The sequence below is a fragment of the Cryptosporangium japonicum genome (assembly GCF_039524755.1).
Lineage (GTDB): Bacteria > Actinomycetota > Actinomycetes > Mycobacteriales > Cryptosporangiaceae > Cryptosporangium > Cryptosporangium japonicum.
On the sequence record NZ_BAAAGX010000037.1, the window covers coordinates 105,113 to 130,486 of the forward strand.

Annotated in this window: 22 protein-coding genes and 2 pseudogenes; 10 read left to right on the top strand and 14 right to left on the bottom strand. The window is 71.8% G+C overall.

All coding sequences use genetic code 11. The features are described from left to right. Positions 1-115: 115 nt before the first annotated feature. From ABD437_RS38735 to ABD437_RS38750, 3 genes are read right to left on the bottom strand one after another with little or no spacing between them, the layout of a single operon-like run. A complete protein-coding gene (locus tag ABD437_RS38735; RefSeq protein ID WP_344653965.1) occupies positions 116-343 on the bottom strand; it encodes a hypothetical protein in 228 nt (75 codons plus the stop codon). A gap of 10 nt (positions 344-353) precedes the next feature. After that, the gene (locus ABD437_RS38740) at positions 354-1,322 is read right to left on the bottom strand and encodes a helix-turn-helix transcriptional regulator (protein WP_344653966.1); all 969 of its coding nucleotides are present in this window, start codon (positions 1,320-1,322) and stop codon (positions 354-356) included. After that, entirely contained in the window at positions 1,319-2,509 is a 1,191-nt protein-coding gene (locus tag ABD437_RS38750; protein ID WP_425558344.1) for a helix-turn-helix transcriptional regulator, read from the bottom strand. Before ABD437_RS38750 ends, ABD437_RS38740 begins: the two co-directional genes overlap by 4 nt. Positions 2,510-2,593: 84 nt before the next feature. Here ABD437_RS38750 and ABD437_RS38755 point away from each other — a divergent pair, with 84 nt between their 5' ends. After that, positions 2,594-3,661, top strand: coding sequence for a DUF3866 family protein (locus ABD437_RS38755; RefSeq protein WP_344653967.1), 1,068 nt, complete (start codon positions 2,594-2,596; stop codon positions 3,659-3,661). A gap of 53 nt (positions 3,662-3,714) precedes the next feature. Here the strand turns inward: ABD437_RS38755 and ABD437_RS38760 are convergent, their stop codons facing one another. Both ABD437_RS38760 and ABD437_RS38765 read right to left on the bottom strand, forming a co-directional pair. Then, a complete protein-coding gene (locus ABD437_RS38760; protein ID WP_344653968.1) occupies positions 3,715-4,863 on the bottom strand; it encodes a hypothetical protein in 1,149 nt (382 codons plus the stop codon). 173 nt (positions 4,864-5,036) lie between these two features. Further along, positions 5,037-6,224: a hypothetical protein gene (locus ABD437_RS38765; protein WP_344653969.1), complete on the bottom strand. Its 1,188-nt coding sequence runs from the start codon at positions 6,222-6,224 to the stop codon at positions 5,037-5,039. A 238-nt stretch (positions 6,225-6,462) separates the two neighbouring features. Here ABD437_RS38765 and ABD437_RS38770 point away from each other — a divergent pair, with 238 nt between their 5' ends. Next, on the top strand, positions 6,463-7,164 hold the full coding sequence (locus ABD437_RS38770; protein ID WP_344653970.1) for a DUF4232 domain-containing protein: 702 nt from the start codon (positions 6,463-6,465) through the stop codon (positions 7,162-7,164). 9 nt (positions 7,165-7,173) lie between these two features. On the opposite strand, the gene pafA is transcribed toward ABD437_RS38770, so the two are convergent. The 3 genes from pafA to ABD437_RS38785 all read right to left on the bottom strand — a co-directional run bounded on the left by pafA (position 7,174) and on the right by ABD437_RS38785 (position 9,864). After that, positions 7,174-8,532 carry a Pup--protein ligase gene (gene pafA, locus ABD437_RS38775; RefSeq protein ID WP_344653971.1) on the bottom strand — a complete coding sequence of 453 codons (1,359 nt, stop codon included), beginning with the start codon at positions 8,530-8,532 and terminating at the stop codon, positions 7,174-7,176. A 90-nt stretch (positions 8,533-8,622) separates the two neighbouring features. Continuing rightward, complete coding sequence (locus tag ABD437_RS38780) at positions 8,623-9,222, bottom strand: dTDP-4-dehydrorhamnose 3,5-epimerase family protein (RefSeq protein WP_344653972.1); 600 nt, start codon at positions 9,220-9,222, stop codon at positions 8,623-8,625. A gap of 24 nt (positions 9,223-9,246) precedes the next feature. Then, positions 9,247-9,864 (bottom strand): class I SAM-dependent methyltransferase, encoded by a 618-nt coding sequence (locus tag ABD437_RS38785; protein WP_344653973.1) that lies wholly within the window; start codon positions 9,862-9,864, stop codon positions 9,247-9,249. Positions 9,865-9,986: 122 nt separating this feature from the next. On the opposite strand from ABD437_RS38785, the gene ABD437_RS38790 reads away from it, so the two are divergent. Then, entirely contained in the window at positions 9,987-11,579 is a 1,593-nt protein-coding gene (locus ABD437_RS38790) for a methyl-accepting chemotaxis protein (protein WP_344653974.1), read from the top strand. Here the strand turns inward: ABD437_RS38790 and rfbA are convergent. Together rfbA and ABD437_RS38800 are read right to left on the bottom strand one after the other, a co-directional pair. Further along, positions 11,576-12,439, bottom strand: a complete 864-nt coding sequence (gene rfbA / locus ABD437_RS38795; RefSeq protein ID WP_344653975.1) for a glucose-1-phosphate thymidylyltransferase RfbA — start codon at positions 12,437-12,439, stop codon at positions 11,576-11,578. The two genes, ABD437_RS38790 and rfbA, sit on opposite strands and share 4 nt — an antisense overlap. A 76-nt stretch (positions 12,440-12,515) precedes the next feature. Continuing rightward, positions 12,516-12,779, bottom strand: coding sequence for a hypothetical protein (locus ABD437_RS38800; protein ID WP_344653976.1), 264 nt, complete (start codon positions 12,777-12,779; stop codon positions 12,516-12,518). Positions 12,780-12,865: 86 nt separating this feature from the next. On the opposite strand from ABD437_RS38800, the gene rfbB reads away from it, so the two are divergent. From rfbB to ABD437_RS38830, 6 genes are all read left to right on the top strand, one after another. Next, a complete protein-coding gene (rfbB, locus tag ABD437_RS38805; RefSeq protein ID WP_344653977.1) occupies positions 12,866-13,858 on the top strand; it encodes a dTDP-glucose 4,6-dehydratase in 993 nt (330 codons plus the stop codon). 3 nt (positions 13,859-13,861) lie between these two features. Further along, on the top strand, positions 13,862-14,740 hold the full coding sequence (gene rfbD / locus ABD437_RS38810) for a dTDP-4-dehydrorhamnose reductase (protein WP_344653978.1): 879 nt from the start codon (positions 13,862-13,864) through the stop codon (positions 14,738-14,740). Continuing rightward, positions 14,737-16,062 carry a lipopolysaccharide biosynthesis protein gene (locus tag ABD437_RS38815; protein ID WP_344653979.1) on the top strand — a complete coding sequence of 442 codons (1,326 nt, stop codon included), beginning with the start codon at positions 14,737-14,739 and terminating at the stop codon, positions 16,060-16,062. Before rfbD ends, ABD437_RS38815 begins: the two co-directional genes overlap by 4 nt. Then, entirely contained in the window at positions 16,046-17,071 is a 1,026-nt protein-coding gene (locus ABD437_RS38820) for a glycosyltransferase family 2 protein (RefSeq protein WP_344653980.1), read from the top strand. Before ABD437_RS38815 ends, ABD437_RS38820 begins: the two co-directional genes overlap by 17 nt. Before the next feature lie 140 nt (positions 17,072-17,211). Next, positions 17,212-17,922, top strand: coding sequence for a glycosyltransferase family 2 protein (locus ABD437_RS38825; RefSeq protein WP_425558346.1), 711 nt, complete (start codon positions 17,212-17,214; stop codon positions 17,920-17,922). Between the two features lie 3 nt (positions 17,923-17,925). Continuing rightward, a complete protein-coding gene (locus tag ABD437_RS38830) occupies positions 17,926-18,351 on the top strand; it encodes a DUF2304 domain-containing protein (protein ID WP_344653981.1) in 426 nt (141 codons plus the stop codon). Between the two features lie 7 nt (positions 18,352-18,358). Here the strand turns inward: ABD437_RS38830 and ABD437_RS38835 are convergent, their stop codons facing one another. From ABD437_RS38835 to ABD437_RS38845, 3 genes are all read right to left on the bottom strand, one after another. Continuing rightward, positions 18,359-18,928 (bottom strand): TetR/AcrR family transcriptional regulator, encoded by a 570-nt coding sequence (locus ABD437_RS38835; RefSeq protein WP_344653982.1) that lies wholly within the window; start codon positions 18,926-18,928, stop codon positions 18,359-18,361. 13 nt (positions 18,929-18,941) lie between these two features. Next, positions 18,942-19,427, bottom strand: coding sequence for a glutathione peroxidase (locus tag ABD437_RS38840; RefSeq protein WP_344653983.1), 486 nt, complete (start codon positions 19,425-19,427; stop codon positions 18,942-18,944). 309 nt (positions 19,428-19,736) lie between these two features. Further along, a complete protein-coding gene (locus tag ABD437_RS38845) occupies positions 19,737-21,920 on the bottom strand; it encodes a PAS domain S-box protein (RefSeq protein WP_344653984.1) in 2,184 nt (727 codons plus the stop codon). A gap of 104 nt (positions 21,921-22,024) precedes the next feature. Here ABD437_RS38845 and ABD437_RS38850 point away from each other — a divergent pair. Beyond that, positions 22,025-23,416: pseudogene (locus ABD437_RS38850) on the top strand (MFS transporter); the annotation flags it as partial. A gap of 1,624 nt (positions 23,417-25,040) precedes the next feature. Here ABD437_RS38850 and ABD437_RS38855 read toward each other — a convergent pair. Next, positions 25,041-25,374: pseudogene (locus tag ABD437_RS38855) on the bottom strand (hypothetical protein); the annotation flags it as partial.

The window sequence follows — 25,374 nt, forward strand, 5'->3', positions numbered from 1 at the left end:
CGACACCTCTCGAATCGGATACCGGTTCATCGTACGTCTCACCGGCCCACCGATCGGAAGGATAGGCCCTAGGACCGAGGGGAAACGACCAGGCCCTCCCACTCTCAGCTCGGTCTCAGCGAGCGGGACGGACCCGCTCGACCTTGGCCTGGACCTCGAGCACCCGCGCCTGGAGCGTTTCGAGCTCGACCTGGAGCGTCTGCGCCTCCTCGGCCCGGCCCTTCAGCACGTCGCCGGCGCGCTTGAGACGACGCAGCTTGGGCAGCAGCGGCGCGGCCACCAGGCCCAGCGCGACGACACCCAGCACCACCAGCGCCACGACGATCCAGCTCGCAAGGGTCACGCTGGCCACCCTAGACGCTGTACGCGGCGAGCGCCGCGCGCGCCTCGGAGCGCACCAGCTCCACCAGCTCGGGCGGCCCGACGACCTCGGCGTCCTCACCGAGCCCCATCACGATGCGCCGCGCCCACTCCAGGTCGCTGGCCTTGAGCGTGACCAGCCAGGTGCCGCCCGGCTCGGCCCGGACGTCCTCGCAGGGGTAGTACTCGGTGACCCACCGGCTGCCGAGACCGACACGGAGGGTCACGAGCGGGCTGTCGGCCGGTGGTTCGAACACCGCGCCGTCGGCGAGCCGGAACCCGCCGTCGGCCACGCCGATCCCACGGGCGGGCACCGACGGTTCCGTCAGCTCGGTGAGCTCGTCGATGCGGTCGAGGCGGAACATCCGGACCGCCTCGGCCCGGCGGCACCAGGCCTCCAGGTACGCGCGGCCGTCCACGACGAGCAGCCGCATCGGATCGATGACGCGCTCGCTCGTCGCGTCCCGCCCGGCGGTGTAGTAGACGATCCGCAGCGCGCGGCCGCGTTCGAGGGCACCGCGCACCCGGGCGGCCAGGCCGGTGTCCTCGTAACCGCCGGTGATCGCCACCCGCTGGGCCGAGCGGCCGGCCTCCCCGGCCGCGCTCTCGACCTTGGCCAGCGCGCGCCCGACCGCGGCACCGTCGACGCCGGGGGTCTCCCCCAGCGCACGCAGGGCGACGATCAGCGCGAGGGCCTCGTCGGCGGTGAGCCGGAGCGGCCGGTCGAGCTCGGCGTGGTAGGTGAGCGTGACGGTGTCGTCGTCGAGGGACATGTCGATCAAATCGCCCGGGCCGTAGCCGGGCAGCCCGCAGACGAACAGCAGCTGCAGGTCGTCGCGCAACTGCCGTTCGGAGACGCCGTGGTCGGCCGCCACCTCGGAGATCAGCGCGCCCGGCCGGGCCTGCAGGTACGGCACCAGCGCGAGCAGGCGGGCGAGCCGGTCGGTTCCGGTACCGCTCATCGGACGGGCTCCGTGTTCTCGGCGCTTCGGCGGTTCCCCGGAAGGCCGGGCGGGCGGTTCGGCGCGATCTCGGCCGCCATCCGGGTCAGGTGGCGGATGACCGCCTGCCGGACGTCGGGGGGTGACAGCACGACCACCGCGGAGCCGTACCCGGCGAGCCGCACCGCGAGCGCCTCCGGGTCGGAGTAGCGCAGCGTGACGACGTCCCAGGCCGCTTTCGCGTCGGGAGCGGGTTCGCCGCACTCGTCGGCGTCGTCCTCCCCGGGCGGCGGGGTCAGGGCCGGCGGCGCGGCCGGGTCGTCGACGGTGACCTCGTGGTCGAGGACGGCTCGATCGACGTCGGCATCGAGCAGTTCGGGGTGGGGGTGTTCCTCCGGGCGGACGTCCTCGGCCCACCGGCGCAGGCCGGCCGCCGAGCCGACCCGCACGCGGACGCGGGCGGCGCGCTGCTCGGTGGGCTCGGGGTCGAAGGCCTGGACCTGGGCGAGGAGGTTCAGGTCCTCGGGGGGTGCGAACGCGTCGGCCGCGCCGAACGGGCTCACCGCTCCGGCGATGCGCGAGAGGCGGAAACAGCGGGTGGCGCCGCGGTCGAGGTCGTGCCCGACCACGTACCAGCGGCCACGCCAGGACACCACGCCCCACGGCTGCAGCCGCCGCTGGCGCGGCTGATCGTCACGCGGGGTGCGGTACTGGAACTTCACCGCGCGGCGGACGTCGATCGCGGCGAGCATCGGGGTGAGCGCCGGATCCGCGTTGACCACCGGCTCGATGCCGAGCGGCGGGCCCTCCCCCAGTTCGACGCCACCGGCGCGCAGCTTGGTCAAGCCGCTGGAGGCCGCGGTGGAGAGCTCGGCGTGGTGCCAGAGCCGGGCCGCGATGCCGACGGCGGCGGCCTCCTCCGGATCGAGGTGCACCTCGGGCAGCGCGTAGTCACCCCGGGTGACGCGATAGCCGGGTTCGGTGTCGAACACACTGTTCGTGCCGGTTTCCAGCGGCACGCCAAGGTCACGAAGCTCGCCTTTGTCGCGCTCGAACATACGCTGGAACGCTTCGTGCGATTTCGGGTCTTCTTCCTCGTGCTCGTACCCGGGCACGATGGCGGCGATCTGCGCTGCGGTGAGGTACCGGCGGGTGGAGAGCAGGCAGAGCAGCAGGTTGACCAGGCGTTCGGTGCGTCGACGGGACACACCGAACGACGCTACTTCACTTCTGCGACCAGCGTGGCGCGGCCCGGCCGCCTGTTGACGAGTTCTCCCGTTACGGTGTGCGGCGTGATTCGGTGGCGGCGCGGGGTTGTTTCGTCGGTGGGGCGCTCGTGGGAAGGTGCGGTCGAGCTGACCGTGACAGTGGATTCTTCTCCGGTCCGCGCCCTGGCCTATCCGGCGTTGGTGGGGGCGCCGGTCGTCGGGGACGCGGTCCTCCTCAACACGACGGCGCTGTCACTCGGCCTCGGTACGGGTGGGTACGCGCTGGTGGTGGCCTTGCCGGACCGGTTGCCCCCGGACCCGGACGTGCTCGACGGGCCGGGGCACATGGTCAAGGGGCGGTACACACCGCAGCAGGTGACGGTGCTGGGCGTGGACGAGCAGGACTCGCCGCACCACTCGTTGCTGGCGTCCGACGTCACGCTGGACGGGATGCCGGTCGTGGTCGCCGACCTGCACTCCGCGTTGCCGGCGATCCTGGCCGGGATCGGACCGGGCCGACGCGTGGTGTACGTGATGACCGACGGCGGCGCACTGCCGCTGTGGTTCTCGCGCTCCGTGGCCACCCTGCGCTCGGCCGGTTTGCTGGCGGGCACCGTGACGGTGGGCCAGTCCTTCGGGGGCGACCTGGAGGCGGTGACGCTGCACACGGGGTTGCTGGCCGCTCGTCACGTGCTGGCGGCCGATATCGCGGTGGTGGCCCAGGGTCCGGGGAATCTGGGGACGGGGACGCCGTGGGGGTTCTCGGGTGTCGCCGTGGGTGAGGCGGTGAACGCGGTGTCGGTGCTGGGTGGGCGTCCGATCGGGTCGCTGCGCATCTCGTCGGGGGACGCGCGGGAGCGGCATCTCGGCGTGTCGCACCACTCGCTGACCGCCTACGGACGGGTGGCGCTGGCGCCGGCGGACCTCGTCGTTCCGTCACCGCTGCCCGAGCCGTCGGCGGGCCGGATCGAGGGGCAACTGGCCGGTCTCCCGGACCGGCACCGTCTGGTGCGGGTGGACATCACCGGCCTGGACGAGGCGCTGCGTGCTCTGCCGGTGAAGCTGTCGTCGATGGGCCGGGGCCTGGACGAGGACCGCGTCTACTTCGACGCGGCCGCCGCCGGCGGGCGTCACGCCGCCTCCCTGCTCTGAGCACGAAGCGGCCCGGCCCCCGAACGGGACCGGGCCGCCACGCTCAGACCTGCTTACTCCGCGAGGACCGCGTAGTGCGAGCCCGCGGTGATCGCACTTGTCTGCGAGGCCGCGACGTCGGTCACCGTGACCGAGCAGGTGCCCGAATACGTGGACGCACCCAGCCCGGCGGCGTCTCCGGCCAGGTTGTTCGGCACGGTCACCGTGAGCGACGTACCGGTCGTGTTCGCCGCGGTGGCGGTCGCGGTGGCGCTGCAGAACCGGATCAGCCACTTCGACGAGTCGTTGGCGTCGGCGAGCACCTTGGGCAGGTTCGTGCCGCTGATGACCGTCGCCAGGTTCGTCTGGTTCGCTCGTCCGGCCTCCACCGACAGCCCGGTGACGATCGGGGCCGCAACCACCGCACCGCCCGTCGCCGCCACCTGGAACGTCTTGCTGACGCCGTCCTGGGTGATCGTGAGCACCGGGTCACCGGCCGTCATACCCAGCCCGGTGGTGAAGGTCAACGAGTTACCGTTCAGCGCGCTGATCGCACCGGCCACGGTGGTGATCGGCGTGCTCGACGTCGCGTCGGCGTAGACCTTGACGTTCGTACCGGCCTTGCCGTTGAGCGTGACCGCCAGTCCGGACGTCGACCGCGGGTCGAACGCGAAGGCCGGGTCGGCCTTCACCCGCACGGTCTGCCCGCCGCTGGTGCCGAAACGACGCGACTGGTTGGCCGTCGCGAGCAGCGCACTGTTGTCGTTGATCAGCGGGCGGTTGGCGACCGCCTCGATCGCGGGCGGCGTGACGAACGTGATGCCGCCGGTCTTCGTCAGCGTGTCGCCGTTCGCGAAGGTGATGACGATGTCCCCGGTTCCGGCCGGGCAGGTGGCCGGAGTCTTGATGGAGATCGTCGTCGCACTCGTCACCACGTAGGTGGTGAGGGCGTCGCACGGCGACCCACCCAGACCGACCGAGGCGACGCTGTCCTCGGAGAGCGCCGGGACCGCGGCGCCGGCCACCGTCAGGTTGACGACCTGCTTGTTCGTGAGCGCCGCGACCTTGGCGTTGGTCGGCGAGCTGACCGTGATCGTTCCGGTGATGGCAGCGGCCTGGGCCGCCGCCGGAGGCAGGATCGCTGAGACGACAACGCTGGCGGCAGCGGCCGCCAGCGCAGGAGCAACGACGCGGCGCAGCCGCCGCGAATGAGCGAATGACATTTTTCGCAGAATCCTCTCGGGTGCTGCGCGGCACGCCGGTGAACGGTGGCCGCACGAGCCTCGTGTTCCCACGGAGACTAACACCGCTTTTGTCCTTTTCTAGGCGATATGTCACTTAAATTGACGCGGCCCGGTCCTCGAACTGAGACCGGGCCGCCGCGCTCACCTCGGGCTCACTCCGCGAGCACCGTGTAGTACGCCCCGAGAGCGATCGGGCTGGTCTGCTGCGGGGTCTGCGTCAGGTCGGTGACCGCCACCGGGCAGATCCCGGCGTAGACGCCCGCCCCGAGACCCGGGCTGAGACCCGAGACGGGCGGGACGTTGACGGTGACCGACGTGCCCGAATCGTTGACCGCGGTGACGTCGCTGCCCGCCACGGCAGCGCCGCAGAAGGTGATCAACCACTTCGAGGGGTCCTGGGCGTCCCCGAGCGCCCTGGGCAGACCGGTTCCGGTGATCGTGGTCGAGACCTGCTGGGAGGCACGGCCGCCGCTGACCGACAGGCTGGACACGTTCGGCAGGCTGACGACGAGCGGGGTGGGCCCGTTGGGCGTGGCGGTCGCCGTGAACGTCTTGCTGATTCCGCCCTGGGTGATCGTGAGCGAGACGGGACCGGGTGTCATACCGGCGCCGGTCGTGAACGTCATCGAGTTGCCCGGCGTGGACGACGTCGTGGTCTGGACGAGCGCCCCGAGACCGGTCGCCCCGGTGTACACCTTGAAGTTGGAGCCCGCCTTGCCGTTCATCGTGACGGCGAGCCCGGCGGCCGTCGTCGGGTCGAACCCGAACGACGCTCCGGCCCGGACCCGTACGGTCTGGCCGCCGCTCGCCGAGAACCGCGCGGTCTGATTCGCCGCGTTCAACAGCACGCTGTTGTCGTTGATCACCGGCGGCACGGTCCCGGTGACATCGGCTATCGACGGCGGCGTGACCAGCGTCAGGGCATTCGCTTTGGTCAGCGTGTCCGTACCGCTCCCGTTGGCGAGCGTGACGACGAGACTGGCGGCCCCGAGGATCGCGCAGTTCGTAGCCGTCTTGCCGATCACGGTGGTCGTACTGGTCACCACGTACGTCACCGCGCAGGTCGTCGCCACGCCGGAGGCGTTGTTGCCTTTGAGGCTGACGTCGTTGACGTTGTCCTCGGACAGCGCGGGCACGTCGTTACCGGAGACCGAGAAGGCCAGCACCTGTTTCGCCGAGCCCGCGGCGATCCTCGCGTTCGAGGGTGTGCTGACCGTGATCGTGCCGACGATCTCCGCGGCGTCGGCGGGAACCGGAGCCAGCACTGCGCCGAGGAGGGCGCCGGCGGCCAACAGACCGGCGCCGCCGACGCGGCGACGCTCCAGGTGAACGAACTGCATCTCACGGGTCCTCTCGAGAGCTTCGTGGCACGCCGATGAACGGTGACCGCGCCGGCCTCGTCTTTTACGGCGACTAACTGACGATATGTTCGTTTAGTCGCTATTACTGGTTTTCGCGGACATATCCGCGCGACCCCGGCGCGTCGGGGTTGGTTCGGCACGGACCGGAGGCACGCTGAGCGGAAGCGCGCAGTGGCTGATCAGGGGCCAGGCAACCAGCGGCGAACGGGGTGGGCGCATGAGGACACGCACGGGGGCAGTGCTGGTGGGGGTGGGCGCGCTCCTCGCCGCCGCCGGGTGCGGCGGCTCGGACAGCTCCGGGACGCCCAACGTGCGTCCTCCCGGTGGCCTCGCGCCTTTCACCACGCCGGCGGACGAGGAAGAGCAGGCCAGTTCGCAGCCGCTCGAGCCGGTGCTCACCACCGCACCGCCGTCGCTCGGGGCCACCGCTCTGCCGACCCCGGCCACGCAGGCGCCGCCGCCCGCGCCGGGTAATCTCGCGCCCTGCAAAACCGCGGGGCTGAACATCCGGGTCATCCGTCAGCTCGGCACCAGCAAGAACGCTCCCGGCGTCGGGCTGATCGCGCTCCGTAACACCGGGACGAAGACGTGTGGGCTCAGTGGGTGGCCGTCGGTCGGGCTCACGAAGGCCGGGACGCTACTGGGCGTCCCGGCGACGAACGTCAACAAGCCGCGCAAGCCGGTGGGGATGGCGCTTCAGCCGCAGCGGACCGCGTTCGCCGGTCTGCAGTGGCGCGGGTGCCCGCCGACCGCCACCGGGTGCCGGAGCGGCGACGGGTTCCGGGTGGGGGCGCCGGGCTCGGGCACCGCGCCGGCCGAGCTCAGCGGGTTCTCGACGGTCGAGCGGAACGGGTTCCCGGTGAGCTCGATCCTGGTCGGCTCGCTCCAGCCGACCACGACCGACATCATCAACTGGTAGCGCGCGGCCTCACATACTCGCGATCAGCCGGTCGACCCGCTCGTCCACCGACCGGAACGGGTCCTTGCACAGCACCGTGCGCTGCGCCTGGTCGTTCAGCTTCAGGTGCACCCAGTCCACGGTGAAGTCACGCCGCCGCTCCTGGGCCTTGCGGATGAACTCGCCGCGCAGCCGGGCCCGCGTGGTCTGCGGCGGCACCGACTTGGCCGCGAAGACGTCCAGGTCACGCGTGACCCGCTCGACCGCGCCGCGCTTCTCCATCACCTGGAACACGCCCCGGCCCCGCCGGATGTCGTGATAAGCCAGGTCGAGCTGGGCGACCCGCGGGCTCGACATCGACAGGCCGTGCCGCTCGGAGTAGCGCTCGATCAGCTTGAGCTTGGTGACCCAGTCGATCTCCCGCTCGACCGACGCCAGGTCGTCACCCTCGACCGCCTTGAGCACGCGGCCCCACAGGTCGATGATGCGACGCGCGGCCGGGCCGCCGCCGTAGCGCTCGACGAACTCCGACGCCTTGGAGTGGTACTCCATCTGGATGTCGAGCGCGCTGATCTCCTTGCCGTTGGCCAGGCGCACGGTGCGCCGGCCGGTGATGTCGTGCGACACCTCGCGGATCGCCCGGATCGGGTTCTCCAGCGTGAGGTCCTTCATCGTGACGCCGGCCTCGATCATGCGCAGCACGATGTCGGCCGCGCCCACCTTGAGCAGCGTCGTGACCTCGTTCATGTTCGAGTCGCCGACGATGACGTGCAGCCGGCGGAAGCGCTCGGCGTCGGCGTGCGGCTCGTCGCGGGTGTTGATGATCGGCCGCGAGCGGGTGGTCGCCGACGAGACGCCCTCCCAGATGTGCTCGGCGCGCTGCGAGAGGCAGTACACCGCGCCGCGCGGCGTCTGCAGCACCTTGCCCGCGCCGCAGATCAGCTGCCGGGTGACGAGGAACGGGATCAGGACGTCGGCCAGGCGGGCGAACTCCCCGTGCCGCGAGACCAGGTAGTTCTCGTGGCAGCCGTAGGAGTTGCCGGCCGAGTCGGTGTTGTTCTTGAACAGGTAGATGTCCCCGGCGATGCCCTCGTCACGCAGCCGGCGCTCGGCGTCGACCAGCAGTCCTTCGAGGATGCGCTCGCCGGCCCGGTCGTGCGTGACCAGGTCGGCGACCGAGTCACACTCCGGGGTGGCGTACTCGGGGTGGGAGCCCACGTCCAGATACAACCGGGCACCGTTGCGGAGAAAGACATTGCTCGACCGGCCCCACGACACCACGCGCCGGAACAAGTACCGCGCCACCTCGTCGGGCGAGAGACGCCGCTGGCCCCGGAACGTACACGTGACTCCGTACTCGGTCTCGAGACCGAAGATCCGCCGCTCCATGATTGAACATTAGCCGTCGTTGCACGCCCGCACCCGGCAACAGCGAGCGTGCCCGATTTACCCCGTAGGACAGTCGCTCTCCGTTTCGGTTCAGCCCTGGTTCAGCAACGCGTAGTAGCGCTTGCACTCTTCGTAGTCGGGCAGCGCCCCGTCCGCACGCGCCGCCGCGAGCGACGGGGCGGCCGCGTCCTTCGCGGACAGCTGGGGCTCGTCCACGGGCCACTGGATGCCCAGATCGGGGTCGAGCGGGTGGATCGCGTGCTCACGCGTCGGCGCGAACGTCTCCGAGCACAGGTAGGTGAGCGTGGCGTCGTCGGTGAGCGCGCAGAACCCGTGCCCGAGCCCCTCGGCGATGTACACCGCGCGCCGGTCGGTCTCGTCCAGCTGCACCAGCTCGTGCTGACCGAACGTCGGCGAGCCCACCCGCAGGTCCACGATGACGTCGACCACGGCACCACGCACGCACGTGACGTACTTGGCCTGGCTCGGCGGCACGTCGGCGAAGTGGATCCCCCGCACGACGCCCCGCGCCGAGACCGACAGGTTGCCCTGCGCGAGCCGCAGCGGGTGCCCCACCGCCTCGGCGAGATGGTCGAACCGGTACCACTCGGTGAACAGCCCACGCGGGTCGCCGTGCTGGACCGGCGTGATCTCCCACGCGCCGTCGATGCTCAGGGGTCGAATCTTCACGCGGTCACCGTAGCGGCCCCGGACCTAGGGCTTGCGCCCCACGGTGACGAACTCGTTGTACGCGAAGAACTTCCCGGCGAACCGCGGGAACGGGAACGAGTACGTCTTCTCCACCGCCAGGCCGACGTCGGTGGCCAGCGCCGAGACCTCGTCGAACCCGCTGAACCGCACGTGGGTCGCGTCGGTGGTGTAGCCCTTCTCCTGCGGCGTGATGAACACGATGCGCCCACCGGAGCGCAGGTACGGCAGGTAGGACTCGACGACGGCCTTCGCCTCCGGCTCGAGCAGGTGCTCGACCAGGTGGGACGCGAGGATCGCGTCGAACGCGTCGGGCTTGGCGTCCGCCGAGGCGTGGAACTCGTCCACCGTGTACGCGGTGAACCCGCGCTGCCGGGCGATCTCGATCGAGGTGGCGTTGTGGTCCACGCCGACCGGCTCCGGGTTCTTGCCGTCCTTGAGGTGCGACAGGTTACGGCCGATGCCGCAGCCGACGTCGAGCGTGCGGCCGAGCCGGAGCCGGCGCAGGTTCCACCGGTACGGGGCCTGGACGTTCAGCACCTGCTTCCAGCGGGCGGTTTCCAGCCGCCGGAGCCGCTCGGCGTAGTCCGCTCCTGCCGTGCCTGGTGCTTCGTTGGTCGCCACTGCGTGCCTCTCCTCGAGGGGGCTCGGTGCTCCCGGCACCCTATCGCCCGCCCGCGACCACTCAACAACGGCACGATCGCGCCGATGAGTCGACCAGGTCACCGCAGGAACGAGGAGAGACGATGGCGGCGTTCTCGCTGCACCGGATGAGCATCCGCGGCAACATGCTGATCACCGCGGCCGTGGCGCTGGCCGTCGCGGTGCTGATCGGCGGGGTCAGCCTGGTGCAAATGAAGCGGATCGCCGACCGGGCGGAGGCGATCTACCAGGAGTCGCTCAAGCCGTTGACGATCATCGGCGACGTCCAGACGTCCGTCTGGCACTTCCGCTGGGCCAGCCTCTCCTCCTCGACCGCGACGAACGCGGAGCAGAAGGCCACCTACCAGAAGCAGACCGCCGAGCAGCTCGACCTGGTGACCGGGTCCATCGCCGAGTTCGGCAAGTCCTCGGCGTCGGCGGCGGAGAAGAAGGCGTTCGCGGAGTTCACCGCGTCCTGGCAGACCTACCTGGAGCTGCGGACCCAGTCCGACGCGCTGCGCGACGCCGGCAAGACCGAGGAGTGGCAGACCTTCCGCGCCACCAAGCTCAACCCGCAGGTCGCCGACGCGGTGAAGAACCTCGACGAGGCCAAGGAGCTCTCCGACGCGAACGCGGCCGCGGCCGCCGCCGACGCGAAGAGCGCGGCGAGCAGCGCCTCGACCACGATCGTCGTCGTGCTGGTGCTCGGCATCGCGCTCACCGCGGCGCTGGCCCTGGCCGCGGCGCGCTCGATGGTGGGCCGGGTGCACGCGCTGCGCGACCAGCTGCGCGCGATCTCCGAGGGTGACCTGTCGCAGCGGCCGGTTGACCAGGCGCCGAACGAGATCGGGGAGATGTCGCGCGCGGTGCAGCAGGCCGCCGAGAAGATGCGCGACACGATCCTCACGCTCGCCGAGACCAGCGTCGGGCTCTCCCGCAGCGCGGCGTCGCTGCAGGGCGCCAGCCAGGAGCTCACCGAGAACGCGGACCGCGCCAGCCAGCAGGTGACGGCGCTGGACACGGCGGCCGGCGAGGTCACCGGCGGTGTGCAGGCGGTGGCCGGCGGCGCCCAGGAGATGGGGGCGGCGATCCGCGAGATCTCGGTCAACGCGTCGGACGCCGCCACGGTGGCCAATCAGGCCGTGGAGTCGGCCGCGGCGACCCAGCAGGTCATGCTGCGCCTCGGCAACTCCTCCAGCGAGATCGGCAGCGTGCTCAAGGCCATCACCGCGATCGCCGAGCAGACCAACCTGCTCGCGCTCAACGCCACGATCGAGGCGGCGCGGGCCGGTGAGAGCGGCAAGGGGTTCGCGGTGGTCGCCGGCGAGGTGAAGGACCTCGCGCAGGAGACCGCGAAGGCCACCGACGAGATCGGCCGGCGGATCGACGCGATCCAGCAGGACACCCGCAGCGCCGCCGAGGCGATCTCGAGCATCAGCGAGATCATCGGCAAGATCAACGACTACCAGACGACGATCGCCTCGGCCGTCGAGGAGCAGAGCGCGACGACGGCCGGCATGACCGGTGACCTCGACCGGGTCGCCGGCGGCACCAGCGAGATCAGTGGTCAGCTGAGCCAGGTGGCCCAGCTCACCCAGGCGACCGAGGGCGCGGCGCGGGCCACGCAGACGGCCGCGGGCGAACTGGACGTGGCGTCGGAACAGCTGCGCGCCGCGATCGGATCGTTCCGCTACTAGGAGCCGAGCAGCTCGATCAGGTAGTCGCCGTAGCCGGACTTGCGCAGCGGCTCGGCGAGCGCACGCAGCTGGGCGTCGTCGATGTAGCCCTGACGCCAGGCCACCTCCTCGACGCAGCCGATCTTGAAGCCCTGCCGCTCCTCGATGACCCGCACGTACTCGGCCGCCTGCACCAGCGAGGTGAACGTCCCGGTGTCCAGCCAGGCGGTGCCCCGGTCGAGCACGGTGACCTTGAGCTGCTGCTCGTCGAGGTAGGCCTGGTTGACCGCGGTGATCTCCAGCTCGCCCCGGGCCGAGGGCTTCAGGCCCTTGGTGATCTCGACGACGCGGTTGTCGTAGAAGTACAGCCCCGGCACGACGTACTTGCTCTTCGGCTTCTCCGGCTTCTCCTCCAGGGAGAGCACGGTGCCGGTCTCGTCGAACTCCACGACGCCGTAGGCCTCGGGGTTGGCCACCGGGTAGGCGAAGACCCGGCCACCGGTGAGGCCGTTGTGGGTGGACAGCTGCCGGCCCAGACCCGCGCCGTGGAAGATGTTGTCACCCAGCACGAGGGCCACCGGCTGGTCACCGATGAACTCCTCGCCGATCAGGAACGCCTGCGCGATGCCGTCGGGTGACGGCTGCACCGCGTACTGGATGTCCATCCCCCAGCGCGACCCGTCGCCGAGCAGCTTCTCGAACTGCGCCGCGTCACCCGGTGTCGTGATCACGAGGACCTCACGAACACCCGCGTACATCAGCGTCGAGAGCGGGTAGTACACCATCGGTTTGTCGAACACAGGCATGAGCTGCTTCGACACCGCGTGAGTGATCGGCCACAAGCGTGAACCTGTGCCGCCGGCCAGGAGGATTCCGCGCACGGCGGGAAGCCTACGCGATTCGGTAACCGCGTGTATTTCCCGTCGGGCGCCCCGCTCAATCCCGACGTGAGCGGCGTTACTTGGCCGCCGGGTCCGCGCCGGCGTCCTCGACCGGGGGCGCGCTGTACCCGCTGTCGCCGGCATCCGGGTTGAGCTCGGGGATCGCGTCGACACCGAGATCGCCGGCGGCGACCGCGCCGGCGGCCCCGAGCGTGCCCGGCGCCACCTGGGTCTCGCGGTGGGCGTCCTCGGCGGTCCGGCCGGCCGACGGGTCGCCGGGGCGGGGCAGGCCGGATCCCTCACCGACCGACTGGTTGGGAAAATCGGGTGACGTTGTCATGGAACGGACATACCCGGCGGTGACCGCCGTATGCGTGGCTCGGCGATTCACGATCTGTCGCTCCCGGTGACTACACTCCGGTCCCCGTGAGGATTCTTGTCACCGGCGGCGCCGGGTTCATCGGATCGCATTACGTCCGCACGCTCCTGAGCGGCGGATACACGGGTGCGGACGACTGGTCGGTGACGGTACTGGACTCCCTCACCTACTCCGGCAACCTGCCCAACCTCGACCCGGTCGCCGATCACCCCCGGTACACGTTCGTCAAGGGCGACATCACCGATGTCGATCTGGTGAACGATCTGGTGCCCGGACACGACGCGATCGTGCACTTCGCGGCCGAGTCGCACGTCGACCGGTCGATCCTCGGTGCCGCGCAGTTCGTCACCACCAACGTGCTGGGCACCCAGACGCTGCTGGACGCCGCCCACCGCCACGGCACCGGCCGGTTCCTGCACGTCTCCACCGACGAGGTGTACGGCTCGATCGAGCTGGGGTCCTGGCCGGAGACCGACCCGCTGGCGCCCAACTCGCCGTACTCGGCGTCCAAGGCCGCCAGCGACCTGCTGGCGCTGGCCTACCACCGCACCCACCACGTCGACGTCGTGGTGACCCGGTGCAGCAACAACTACGGGCCCTACCAGTTCCCGGAGAAGGTCATCCCGCTGTTCGTCTCCAACCTGCTGGACGGCAAGCCGGTGCCGCTCTACGGCGACGGCGGCAACGTGCGTGACTGGCTGCACGTCGACGACCACTGCCGGGGCATCCAGCTGGCGCTGCGGGGCGGCCGGTCCGGCGAGGTCTACAACATCGGCGGCGGCACCGAGCTGACCAACCGCGAACTGACGAAACTGCTGCTCGACGCCACCGGCCGCGACTGGGACCAGTTCGTGACGCCGGTCGAGGACCGCAAGGGCCACGACCGCCGCTACTCGGTCGACATCACCAAGATCCACACCGAGCTGGGCTACTCCCCGCAGGTGCCGTTCGAGACCGGGCTGGCCGACACCGTGGCCTGGTACCGCGACAACCGCGACTGGTGGGAGCCCCTCAAGCAGCGCGCCTCCCTGGAGAAGTAAGTCGTGCGCTGGCTGATCACCGGCGCCGCCGGCGCCCTCGGACACGACCTGCGCTCGCTGCTGCCCGACGCGACGGCGGCGACGCGCGCGGAGCTGGACATCACCGACCCCGACGCCGTGCGCGCCGCCGTGGCCGGGCACGACGTGGTGATCAACGCCGCTGCCTACACCGCGGTGGACGCCGCCGAGTCCGACGAGGCCGCGGCCACCCGGGTGAACGGGTTCGGGGCGGCCTTCCTGGCCGAGGCCTGCGCCGCCACCGGCGCCACCCTGTTGCAGATCTCGACGGACTACGTGCTGCCGGGCGACGCGTCCGCGCCCTGCCCGGAGGACTCCCCCACCGACCCGGTGAACGCCTACGGGCGCAGCAAGCTGGCCGGCGAGCAGGCCGTGCTCTCCGCGCTGCCCGACCGCGGTTACGTCATACGCACCGCGTGGCTCTACGGCGAGAACGGCAGCAACTTCGTGGCGACGATGCTCACGCTGGCCGCCACCCGCCCCACCGTGAGCGTCGTGGACGACCAGCACGGGCAGCCGACCTGGACGGCCGCGCTGGCCGGGCAGCTGGTCGCGCTCGGGCACGCCGCCCGCGAGGGCCGGGCGGCACCGGGCGTCTACCACGGCACCGCGAGCGGGCAGACCACCTGGCACGGGCTGACGCAGGCGATCTACACGCTGGCCGGGCTCGATCCGGCCCGGGTCGGGACCACCACCAGCGACGCGTTCCCGCGCCCGGCGAAGCGGCCGGCCTACAGCGTGCTCGGGCACTCCCGGTGGGCGTCCACCGGTGTCGAGACGCAACCGCACTGGCACGACCAGCTGGAAGAGGCGCTCAAGCGCCCGGCGTTCGTCCGGCTCATCGAAGCGGCGCACTCGTCGTGACCTGGGCCCGGGTACGCGCGCTCCTGGGGAGCGCCGCGTCCGTGGGCGCCGGGTACCTGGTGCTCGGCGGGGCCGGGTACCTGTTCCTCGCGGTCGCCAGCCGGGTCTTCGACGAGTCGGCGTACTCGGCGCTCGCGTCGGTGTACCTGCTCGTCAACATCATCGGCCCCGGGCTCTTCGCCGCGATCGAGCAGGAGACCAGCCGGAACGTCTCGACGCGGTTGGCCCGCGGCGAGGACCCGCGGCCGGTGGTGCGCCGGCTCGGGCTGCTCTCGGCCGGGCTGTTCGCCGGCATCGCGGTCGTGACGCTGGCGCTCTCGCCGGTGCTGCTGCCCGACGTGCTGCACGGCAACGCGGTCCTGCTGGCCGGGCTGCTGATCGCCAGCGCGTCCTACGCGGCGGTGTCGGTGACCCGCGGCAACTTCGGTGGGCGCCACGCGTTCGGCCGGTACGGCACCTCGGTGGGCACCGAGGGCACGGTGCGGCTGGTGGCCGCGGTGGGGCTGGCCGCACTGGCGCTCGGCGGCGCGGCCGTCGCCGGGGCGTCGAGCCTCTACGGCCTGGTGTTCTGCGTGGCCCCCGCGGTCGCGGTCGCGCTCACCGCCGGCTGGTTCACCCCCGATCTGCGCGGCGGGGCGGGCGCGGCCGAGGCCGCACCGGAGCCGATCGGGCCGCTCGTGCGCAGCACCGGCCTGCTCACCGTGGCCTGGGGGTTGTCGCTGGCGATCGCGAACGCCGCGCCGGTCGTGGTCAGCGCGCTGTCGGCGGACGACGCCACCAACGCGGCGTTCGCGTCGGCGGTGGTGCTGGCCCGGATCCCGCTGTTCGTGTTCCAGGGCGCCCAGTCGCTGGTCCTCCCGTCGTTCTCCCGGGCCGCCGCGTCGGCCGACCCGGGCGCGCTGCGCCGGGCCGTGCGCCCAGCGTTGCTGCTGGTCGCCGCGGTGGGCGCACTGGCGGTCGGCGTCAGCGCGGTGCTCGGGCACTGGCTCGGGCGCATCGCGTTCGGGCCCTCGTTCACCAGTTCCGACGCGCTCGTCACCGCGTTGATGGTCGGCACCGTCGCCGGCATGGCCGTGCAGATCGTCCAGCCGGCGCTGCTCGCGCTGGGCCGGCACCGCTGGGTCGCCGGCGGCTGGGTGGTCGGCCTTGTCGTCTTCGCGGCCTCGTTCGCGTTGCCGTTCGCGCCGGTCACCGACGCCGTGATCGCGCAGCTGGCCAGCGCCGGCGCGACGATCGGCGTGCTCGGCGCGGTGCTCTACCGGGCGCTGCGGCCCGTCCCCGCCTCCGCTCCGAAGGAGTTCAGCGATGTCCAACCCGCCTGAGCCGCGGGTCAGCGCCGTGGTGCTCGCCTACAAAGCCGAGCCCTGGCTGCCGCGCGCGGTCGAGGCACTGCTGGCGTCGGAGAAGGTCGCGGTCGACGTCGTCCTGGTCGACAACGGCTGCACCACCGACGACGTCGAGGTCCTGGAGAAGCTCGACGGCGTCACGGTCGTGCGCCCCGGCGTCAACACCGGTTTCGCCGGCGGCTGCAACCTGGGGGCGCGGTCGGCGACCGGCGAGTACCTCGCGCTGGTCAACGGCGACGCCGTGGTCGAACCGACGACGATCGCGCGCCTGGTCGAGGAGGCCGCGAAGCCCGACGTCGGCATCGCGGTGGCCAGCGTACGCCTCGCCGAGGACCCGACGCTGCTCAACGCGGGCGCGAACCCGATCCACGTCCTCGGCCTGTCGTGGTCGGGCCGGATGGGCGAGCCGGAGACGCTCACCGAGCCGGTGGAGACCGCCGGGGCGTCCGGGGCGTGCGTCGTGGTGCCGAAGGCCCACTGGGACGCGCTCGGCGGGTTCGACGAGGAGTACTTCGCCTACCACGAGGACGCGGACCTCTCGATCCGCACGTGGCGGCGCGGGCTGCGCGTGCTCTACGTGCCGGACGCGGTCGCCGTGCACCGGTACGAGTTCTCACGCAACGACTTCAAGATGTACCTGGTCGAACGCAACCGGCTGCTGTTCGTCTCGACGTTGTGGAGCGGCAAGGCGCTGGTGCTGCTGGCGCTGCCGCTGGCCGGGCTCGAGGCCGCGATGACGCTGATGGCGGCGTCGCAGGGCTGGTTCCCGGCGAAGGTCAAGGGCTGGCGGTGGCTGTGGAGTCACCGGGCGCACATCAAGGCCCGCCGCAAGGTTCTGCGTGCCGAGGCGACGGTGCCCGACCGCGTCTGGATGCAGCGTCTGACGACGAAAGTCGACGCTTCGGTCATTCCGGTACCAGCTCTGGCCGGTACGGTCAACGGTCTGGTCACGATCTGGTGGAAGGTCGCTCACCGGTGGGTATGAGTAGCGGCGCGCGATTAGAGTCCGTGGGAATCGAGAGCGAAGGCGAGAGCATCGTGACGGACGAGGATCCGGCTCTTCTGAGTAGCGCGGAAGTAGCCGAGAGCACCGGCGTCGAAACGCCCGCGGTCGCCGAAGGTGATCTGCACGAGGCGCCGCCGGTGGACGTCCCCGACAACAAGGACGTCTGGCTGGTGATCCCGGTCTACAACGAGGCCCAGGTCATCGCCGACGTCGTCGAGCACGCCCGCCGGACGTTCCCGAACATCGTCTGCGTCGACGACGGCAGCCGGGACGGTTCGGCGGCGGCGATCGCACCGACCGGGGCCCACCTCGTCCAGCACCCGATCAACATGGGGCAGGGCGCCTCGCTGGAGACCGGTCTGCGCTACGCGCTGTCGCGTCCGGGCGCCGAGTACTTCGTGACGTTCGACGCCGACGGCCAGCACCGCGTCGAGGACGCGCTGCGGATGCTGGAGGTGGCGCGCTCCGGCCAGGCCGACGTCGTCCTCGGCTCGCGGTTCCTGGAGTCGAAGGAAACCGTGCCGTGGCTCAAGCGGTTCGTGCTCAAGACCGTCGTCGCGCTCAGCCCCACGGCCCGGAAGCTGAAGCTCACCGACGCGCACAACGGGCTGCGGGTGCTCAACCGCCCGGCCGCCGAGGGCCTGCGCATCCGCATGAACGGGATGGCGCACGCGTCCGAGATCGTCGGCAAGCTGGCCCGGTCGGACTGGCGGGTCACCGAGATCCCGGTGACGATCCTCTACACCGACTACTCGCGGGCCAAGGGCCAGTCCCTGGTCAACGGCGTCAACATCCTGTTCGAGCTCTCCATGCGGCACCGAGGCGTCTGAGTCATGGTCAACCTGATCCAGTTCCTGCTGCTGCTCTCCGTGGTGGCAGTGCTGTTCTACTTCGTCCGCAGCCAGCACGGGGTGCGGCTGCAGGCCAGCAAGCGGCTCGCGTTCATCGGTTTCCTGATCTTCACCGCGTACGCCGTGCTCCGTCCGAACGACGTGACCTGGGTCGCGCACAAGGTCGGCGTCGGCCGTGGTGCCGACCTGGTGCTGTACGCGACCGTCGTCGCGTTCGTGTTCGTCGTCATCAACTTCTACCTGCGCACGCGGGAGATGGAACGGCGGATCACCGAGCTGGCGCGGGCGGTGGCCCTGCGCGACGCCGAGATCCTCAACCAGCACCGCCTGCCGCTCACCCCGTCGTCGCAGCCGGACGCGGACGCGGCGATGCTGGCCGCGGTGGTGGCCGAGGGCGGCCAGCGCTAGGCGTTCGTCAGCTGGGCGCGCGCATGCCGGCCAGGGCGTAGCCGAGCATGCGCACGGCGCTGCGCTCGGCGTCGTCGGAATGTTCGGGGTTGGCCAGGGCCAAGCCGTTGATGAGCCGCAGCAGATCGCCGACCGGCACCTCGGCGCGCAGCGCGCCGGCGGCCTGGGCCCGGGTGAGCAGCCGCCCGGCCGACTCCTGCATCGTGGCGTGACACCAGGTGCTGTCGGTGTGCTCGGTGCGCAGCGCGGCGGCCATGCCCCGGTTGCGGATCGAGTGGCGCAGCACCGCCTCGAGCCAGGCACCGAGCGCGGCCGCGGGGTCGGGGTCGTCGAGCCGGGCGGCGGCCTGCGCGCAGAGACCGTCGATCTGCTCGTGGAACACGGCTTCGAGCAGCGCGGCCCGGGTCGGGAAGTGACGGTAGAGCGTTCCCGACCCGACACCCGCGCGGCGGGCGATGTCGTCGAGGGAGGCGTCGGCGCCGTGCTGGGCGACGGCCTCCCGCGCGGCGTCGAGCAGCCGGTCGTAGTTCCGGCGGGCGTCCGCGCGCTGCGGGCGACGGGCGGCTACCGGGGACATGCCCCGGATAGTACTAGCGCAGCTGCGCCTCGATCGCCTCGACGATCTCCGGGGACTCCGGGTCGGTGCGCGGGCGGAACCGGCCGACGACCGCGCCGTCCGCGTCGACCAGGAACTTCTCGAAGTTCCACTGGACGTCACCGGCCTCGCCGTCGGCGTCGGCGTGCGTGGTGAGCTCGGCGTAGACCGGGTGGCGATTGTCGCCGTTGACCTCGATCTTCTCGAACAGCGGGAACGTCACCCCGTAGGTGGCCGAGCAGAACTCCTGGATCTCCTCGGCGGTGCCCGGCTCCTGGCCCATGAACTGGTTGCAGGGGAAACCGAGGACCGTGAAGCCCTTGTCGGCGTACTTCTCCTGCAGCCGCTCGAGGCCCCCGTACTGCGGGGTCAGACCGCACCGGGACGCCACGTTGACCAGGAGCAGCGTCTGCCCCGCGTAGTTCCGGAGGCTGGCCGGTTCACCGGACAGCGTGTGCAGCGGGATGTCGTAGATCGCCATGGAGCGACAGTAGCTCCGGGGTGGCAGGTATGAACGCATGCGTCGATGCATCAGGTGGGTGTGCGGTTCCGGGCAATCATCTCCTCACCGCTCAGGTTCGAGGGAGGCCCATGAGCCAGCCGATATCGTTCCCCCGCCCGCGGACGCGACCCGAGGACTCGTACCCCCGCTCCGCCCCCGAACGACTTCCCAAGCGGGTGCCCGGTGCCGCGTTGCACGGTGTGCCCGGGGCGCGCCGGGCCGAGCCACCGCGGCTCGACTGGCGGCCCTATCCCCCGCAACCACGGCGCGGGTTCTTCGCCCGGCTGCTCAGACGGGCAGTCGAAGCACTTCGTCGATAGCCGCGAGCAGGTCACGCCGGTTGAACGGCTTCTCGATCAGCGTGACCTCGGGGTCGATCGTGCCTTTCGACGTGAGCAGCCGCTGCGCGAAGCCGGACATGTACAGCACCGCGATCGCCGGGTGGAGCGCCCGGATCCGGTCGGCGACCTCGCGGCCGGAGAGGCCGGGCATCGTGATGTCGGTGAGCAGCAGGTCGAGCCGTCCGGAGTAGGTCGCGGCGAGGTCCACCGCCTCGGCTCCGGTCCCGGCCGAGATCACCGTGTACCCGGCCCGGGTGAGGATGGTTTCGATCGAGCCGCGCAGGTCGCGTTCGTCGTCGACGAGAAGGATCGTGCCGAAGCCGGGCCGGGGCTCGGTGCCGGGCGGCTCGTCGGGCGCCGGGATCACGTCGTCGGCCGCCGGGAGCAGGATCGTCACCGTGGTGCCGACCCCGGGCGCCGAGTCCAGCCCGATCGTCCCACCGGCCTGCGACACGATTCCGTACACCGACGCGAGCCCCAGACCGGTGCCCTGTCCCTCCGCCGCTTTCGTGCTGAAGAACGGCTCGAACGCGCGCTCGGCCACCTCGGGTGTCATACCGGTGCCGGTGTCGGCCACCCGTAGCCGCACGTAGGGCCCCCGGTCGAGGCCGTGCAGGGCCGCGTCCATCGCCCCGAGCACGGTGTGGTCGGTGTGCACGCTCAGCGAGCCGCCGGCCGGCATCGCGTCGCGCGCGTTGACGGCGAGGTTGACGAGCACCTGCTCGATGCGGCCCGGGTCGGCGCTCACCGCCGCGGGGCGCATCGCGAGGTCCGCGGTCAGCACGATGTTGGTGCCGAGCGTGCCGGCGAGCAGGCGCTGCACGTCACGGACGACGTCGTTGAGGTCGAAGACCTGCGGCCGGACGATCTCCCGGCGCCCGAACGCGAGCAGCTGCCTGGTCAGCCGGGCACCACGCTCGGCGCCCGCGAGGACCTGCGCGACGGCCTCGCGGGCGCCGTCGAGAGCGGGGGCGGCTTCCTCGAGGTCCTCCTCGAGGATCGAGGCGTGGGTGCTGATGATCGCCAGCACGTTGTTGAAGTCGTGGGCGACGCCACCGGCGAGCTGTCCGAGGCTGTCCAGACGCTGGGAGCGCTGCAGTTCGTTCTCCAGGCGCTGGTGCTCGGCCTCCTGGACCAGGCGGGCGGAGATGTCGTGGACGGTCGCGGCCACCAGGAGTCCCTGGTCGGTCTCGATCGAGGCGAGCGAGATCTCGGCCGGGAACTCGCTGCCGTTCTTGCGCCGGGCCGCGAGTTGCAGGCCCTCCCCCATCCGCCGCATCCGCGGATCGGTGACGTAGATCGCCCGGTGGCCGGCATGACGCTCGCGCACGTTCACCGGCAGCAGGACCTCGACCGGCTGGCCTTCGAGCTCGTCGGCCGCGTACCCGAAGATGCGCTCCGCCTCGGAGTTGGCCAGCTGGATCACGCCGTTGGCGTCGACGCCGATGATCGGGAGCGCGGTGGCGTCGAGCAGCCAGCGGAACTTGGCCTCGTCGCGGTGGCGGGCCGTGACGTCACGCGAGACGCGCGCGGCTCCGACGATCCGGCCGTCGGCGTCGGTCACCGGCGACACCGACAGCTCCACGGTCAGCCGGTGACCGTCGCGGTGGATGCGCTGGGCCTGGTAGATCCGGACGCTCTCGCCCTCGCTGATGCGCCGGAGGATGTCGATCTCCTCACCGGCGGTCTCCGGCGGGTAGAGCTCGGCCATCGGGCGGCCGCGCATCTCGTCCTCGGTGTAGCCGTAGAGCTGCTCGGCGGCCGCGTTCCACGAGGTCACGCGGCCGTCCAGCGACTCGCCGATGATCGCGTCGCGGGCCGAGCGCACGATCGCGGCCGACCAGCTCTGCGCCGCACCGACGCTTCCGCCGGTGCGCAGGGCGAGCGTGGTGCAGGGACCGGCGGTGCCCGTCGCCGTGGTGCGGGTGACGGTCGCGGTGAAGACGGTGCCGTCCGGGCGGCGGAACGTCTGGGTCGTCGCTGTTTCCGGGGTTCCGGGCGGGGCCAGCAGATCGGCGAGCGGACGGCCGACCAGGTGGTCGGCCGGGCACGCGAACAACTGGGCGGCGGCCTCGTCGGCCAGCGCGACCCGGCCGTCCGGGCCGACAGCGATGAACGACAAAGCTCCCATTTACCCCATAATGCCACGCGGTCGGGTCGGGTGACCGGTCGGCTCTGCGCAAACGTCGGAGGGGTCGGGTACCTTCGCGGCGGGTCGTCTCAGGAGGGGGCGCGATGGGCGTGCGGATGGGCACTGCGGCCGGACGCTGGGTGCTGCTCGCGACCGTGCTCGGCTCGAGCCTCGTGATGCTCGACGGCACCGTCGTCAACGTCGCGCTCGAACGCATCGGCCACGACCTGGGCGCCGACTTCGCCGCGCTGCAGTGGATCGTGAACGCCTACACGCTCGCGCTGGCCGCGTTGATCCTGCTCGGCGGCGCGCTCGGCGACCGGTTCGGCCGGCGGCGGGTGTTCCTGTTCGGCGTCGCCTGGTTCGCGGTGGCGTCGCTGCTGTGCGCGGTCGCGCCCACCGCGGAGATGCTGGCCGGCGCGCGTGCGCTGCAGGGCATCGGCGGTGCGTTGCTCACCCCCGGCAGCCTGGCGATGATCGCGGCGACGTTCGACCCGGCCGACCGGTCGCGGGCCGTCGGCGCGTGGTCGGCGTTCGGCGGCATCGCCGGCGCGATCGGCCCGTTCGTCGGCGGGTGGCTGGTCGAGTGGGACTGGCGCGCGGTGTTCCTGCTGAACCTGCCGCTGGCGGTCGTGGTGATGGTCGTGGCGCGCCTGCACGTCCCGGAGTCGCGCGACCCCGACACGGTCCGCGGCTTCGACGTGAGCGGCACGGTCGTCGGGGCCGGCGGGCTCGGCGTGCTCACCTACGGGCTGATCGCCGCCGGCGGGCGCGGGTTCGACGTGATGGTCGGCACGCTGGTGGTCGCCGGGCTGGTGCTGCTCGGCGTGTTCCTGGTCATCGAGCGCCGGTCGCCGCACCCGCTGGTGCCGCTGGACCTGTTCGCCAACCGCACGTTCAGCGCCGTCAACGGCGTCACGTTCGCGGTGTACGCCGCGCTCGGCGTGTTCTTCTTCCTGCTGGTGCTGCAACTGCAGGTCGTGGCCGGGTTCTCCCCCCTGGCCGCGGGCACCGCGCTGCTGCCGGTCACCGCGGTGATGCTGCTGCTCTCCGCACGCACCGGCGCGCTCGCCGATCGCATCGGCGCCCGTATCCCGCTCACCGCCGGCCCCCTGGTGGCCGCGGCCGGATTACTGCTCGTCACCCGGGTCGGCCCCGACGCGTCCTACGTCACCACGGTCCTGCCCGCCGTCCTGGTGTTCGGCCTGGGCCTGTCGCTGACCGTGGCGCCGCTCACCGCCACCGTGCTGGGTTCCGCGGAGTCGCGGCACGCGGGTATCGCGTCCGGCGTGAACAACGCGGTGGCCCGGGCGGCCGGCCTGCTCTCGGTGGCGGTCATTCCGGTGGTGGCTGGGCTGTCCGGCCAGGCGTACGCGAACCCCGACGTGATGGCGGACGGCTTCCGCATGGCGATGATGATCTCGGCGGGGTTGTTGGTGGTTGGTGCGGTGTTGGCGTTCGTGCTGATCCGGACGCCGGCGCGGGGTTCGGTGCCTGGGACGGTGGGCGCGGGGGCGGCGCCCGGGGCGGTGGCCGCGGACGCGGCGCCTGGGGCGGTGGGCGCGACCGCGGCGCCTGGGGCGGTCGGCGCGACCGCGGCGGTGGCCGGGTCGGTGGCCGCGGATGCGGTGCCGGGGGTGGGCGCGGGTGCGGTGCCTGGGGATCGCGCTGGCGGCGGGCCGGACGAGGTTCCGGGTGCGGTCCCGGGCGGGGCGCCGGGCGCGGTCCCGGACGGTGTTTCGGGGGCGGCGCCGGGCGGCGGTTCGGAGGGCGATGCAGGCACGGTGCCTAGTGGTGTTTCGGATGGGGTGGCGGCTGCCGGTGCTGGAGAGGCGGCTGTTGGCGCCGCCGTGACAGGAGGCGGTCGGGCGGAGGATGCGGCCGACGGCTTTGATCTCGCGCAGTGTCTGCATTGCGGCATCACCGGGCCTCAACTGCACCCCGGCCCCGTTGTTTCCGCCGAGGCGCCACCCTCCACGCGCTGACCCCAGCATCCGCGAAGCCGCCGAACAACGCGGCGATGATCGCGCCCGGGTGGTGGCCGAAAACGGGCCGAGGTCTGCAGATGCCGCTGCGGGGCGAGTTCTACCGAGTCGACGGGCACCCGGCAGGCCTCGGCACCATCCAGCGCGATGGGACCGGGTGAGCTTCGCCGCACGAGCTCTAACGCGTGGACGCTGCTGCTCGAGCCGGTCTGGAGGGGCACCAGCGGGGCGCAGCCCGCGCGGAGGCATGCCCGGTAGCGACCGCCGCATGCCCGACAACCACCGCCGCATGCCCGCACCGCCGTCTGCCGGGCAGCAGCCGTCGCGCAGGGCCGGACGGGGACCGCTGCCGAGAGTGCTGCGCAGGAGCCTCGGCAGAGAGCGCTGGGCAGAGGCCGCTGCAGGGAGCGCCGCGTGGGGATCGCTGCAAAGTGCTGGACAGGCTCCGCCGGATGGGCACGACCGCCGGTTGGGCACGACCGCGCGGAGGTTGCCGCGCAAGTGGTCTGGGAGATGGCGCACCTCGGTTGGAACCGCCGTCAAAGGTGCCAGCGAGGCGCTGCCTGGAGCGCCCCGCTAGGGGGCATTGCCGGACGGGCGCCGCAACAGAGAGCATCGGGCAGGGACCGCCGGGCAGGGACCGCCGGGCAGGCATCGCCATGGAGGCACGCCGAGACGGTCTGCCACGGAGGCGCGCCGAGGGTGTTCGGCGAGGTGGCCCGCCGGGAGCCACCGCCCCGCAAGCGCTGGTTGGGCGCCGCTGCGCTGGCCTCGGATGGGCGCTGCTACAGGCACGGATATGCACCGCCGCGCAGAGACGCCGACACGCGCCGCCACGCAGGGACCCGCACACGCCGCCATGCAGGGACACCGACACGCGCCCCGCGCAGGGCCCCGCAATCACCCCGCGCAGGAACCCGCAGCCGCCCCCGCGCAGGGCCCCGCGGCCGCCCCCGCGCGGAGACACCGACACACACCGCCGCGTAGAGCACCAATAAAGCGCCGCCCTGTGGAGGCACCGGGTGGGTGGCGCTGGGGAGGGCTGCCGCCAGGTGGGCGCCGCTGGAAGCGGCGCCCGCCTGGGTGGGTCAGCGCTTGCGGTTGCGCTTGTCTTCGGGGGTGTCGGTGCCGCCACCTACGAGGCCGGCTCGGCGGAGGGCGTCGGCGAGGGCTCCTTCCGGCTCGGGGCGGGAGCGGCGTTGGTTGTCGCGGCCGCCGCTGCTGTGGGTGCCGCGGCCGCCGCCGCCTTGGCCTCGGCCGTCGCGGCTCTGACCGCCCGCACCTCGACCATCGCGGCCCTGGCCACCCGAGCCCTGGCCACCTGCTCCTCGGCCTCCGGCACCCTGGCCGCCCGGGCCGCGGCCCTGGCCGCCTGCCCCCTGGCCACCGGGACCCCGGCCGTCACGACCCTGCCCGCCCGGACCCCGGCCGTCACGACCCTGACCACCGGGGCCACGGCCATCACGGTC